Genomic DNA, 1858 nt, shown 5'->3' with positions numbered 1-1858 from the left:
GCCACCACCTTCGTCCTGCTCCAGCAGCTGCTCGCCGACCCGGGTGTCGGCGTGCCGGTCGTGGCCTGCGGCGGGATCGGCCCGGGTATCGAGGGGCGCGGACCTTTTTCGTACGGGGCTACGCTTCCGCACACCTGATCTATCTCGTATGGTGGAAGTGTCTTTCCGAAATTTGTAGCTGGTTACCTTGTACCGGCTGGTAGGTGGGACGATCGGACAACAGGTCCTGCCGCGCCCGGCGTGCAGCGGGGCCCTGTGCGTACAAAAAACCAGGGACAGAAGAGGAACACGGCCATGGCAACGGCGCCCAGCGTCTCGTACTCGATGACGGTCCGCCTGGAAGTGCCCGCGAGCGGAACCGCGGTCTCCCAGCTCACCACCGCCGTGGAGTCTTCCGGTGGGTCGGTCACCGGCCTCGACGTGACCGCCTCCGGCCACGAGAAGCTCCGCATCGACGTCACCATCGCCGCGACCTCCACCGCGCACGCCGACGAGATCGTCGGCAAGCTCCGGGGGATCGAAGGCGTCAGCCTCGGCAAGGTCTCCGACCGAACCTTCCTGATGCACCTCGGCGGCAAGATCGAGATGGCGTCCAAGCACCCCATCCGCAACCGCGACGACCTCTCGATGATCTACACCCCGGGTGTCGCCCGCGTGTGCATGGCCATCGCCGAGAACCCCGAGGACGCGCGCCGCCTCACCATCAAGCGCAACTCCGTCGCAGTCGTGACGGACGGCTCCGCCGTCCTGGGCCTCGGCAACATCGGCCCGATGGCCGCGCTGCCCGTCATGGAGGGCAAGGCCGCCCTCTTCAAGCGCTTCGCCGGCATCGACGCCTGGCCGATCTGCCTCGACACCCAGGACTCCGACGAGATCGTCGCCATCGTCAAGGCCATCGCCCCGGGCTTCGCCGGCATCAACCTCGAGGACATCTCCGCACCGCGCTGCTTCGAGATCGAGGCCCGGCTGCGGGAGGCCCTCGACATCCCCGTCTTCCACGACGACCAGCACGGCACCGCCATCGTCGTCCTCGCCGCCCTCACCAACGCACTTCGCGTGGTGGGCAAGGCAGTTGGCGACGTCAAGGTCGTCATGTCGGGCGCCGGCGCGGCCGGTACGGCCATCCTCAAGCTGCTCCTCGCGGCCGGCGTGAAGAACGTCGTCAGCGCCGACATCCACGGTGTCGTGCACGCGGGCCGCCCCGACCTGGTCGACGCCGCCGCCGACTCCCCGCTGCGCTGGATCGCCGACAACACCAACCCCGAGGGCTACACGGGCACTCTGAAGGAGGCCGTCGTCGGCGCCGACGTCTTCATCGGCGTCTCGGCCCCCAACGTGCTCTCCGGCGAGGACGTCGCCGCCATGGCGGAAGGCGCGATCGTGTTCGCGCTCGCGAACCCGGACCCCGAGGTGGACCCGGCCGTCGCCCGTCAGACCGCCGCCGTCGTGGCCACCGGCCGCTCCGACTTCCCGAACCAGATCAACAACGTGCTGGTCTTCCCGGGTGTCTTCCGCGGCCTGCTGGACGCCCAGTCCCGCACGGTGAACACGGACATGATGCTGGCCGCCGCGACCGCGCTCGCGGACGTCGTCGGCGAGGACGAGCTCAACGCCAACTACATCATCCCGTCGGTCTTCAACGACAAGGTGGCCGGCGCGGTCGCCGGAGCCGTCCGCAAGGCCGCTTCGGCGATCTGACGCACGGTCCGTCCGGAGCGGGGTCCGGCGCGGCGCCCGCACGGGGCCGCGGCGGGGCCCCCCCCCGCGGGGGGGGGGGGGGGGCCGCGGCGGGGGGGGGCGCCCGCCCCGCGTCACCCGCGCCCCGGGGCGGGGTGGTCGGGCGCGGCGGCGCGCGGGT

1 protein-coding gene is annotated in these 1858 nt (G+C 70.9%); it reads left to right on the top strand.

All coding sequences use genetic code 11. The features are described 5' to 3' along the window. Positions 1-294 precede the first annotated feature (294 nt). On the top strand, positions 295-1698 hold the full coding sequence (locus ACFXA3_RS32775; RefSeq protein ID WP_030866625.1) for an NAD-dependent malic enzyme: 1404 nt from the start codon (positions 295-297) through the stop codon (positions 1696-1698). Positions 1699-1858: the final 160 nt, after the last annotated feature.

The organism is Streptomyces sp. NPDC059456 (assembly GCF_042750055.1).
Classification (GTDB): Bacteria; Actinomycetota; Actinomycetes; order Streptomycetales; family Streptomycetaceae; genus Streptomyces.
The sequence above is the reverse complement of the archived record's forward strand: the minus strand, read 5'-3'. Positions and strand labels throughout refer to the sequence as shown.

Bases quoted from the DNA above. Each gene is read 5' to 3' on its own strand.
- ACFXA3_RS32775 (WP_030866625.1), top strand. From the start codon at position 295: ATGGCAACGGCGCCCAGCGTCTCGTACTCGATGACGGTCCGCCTGGAA.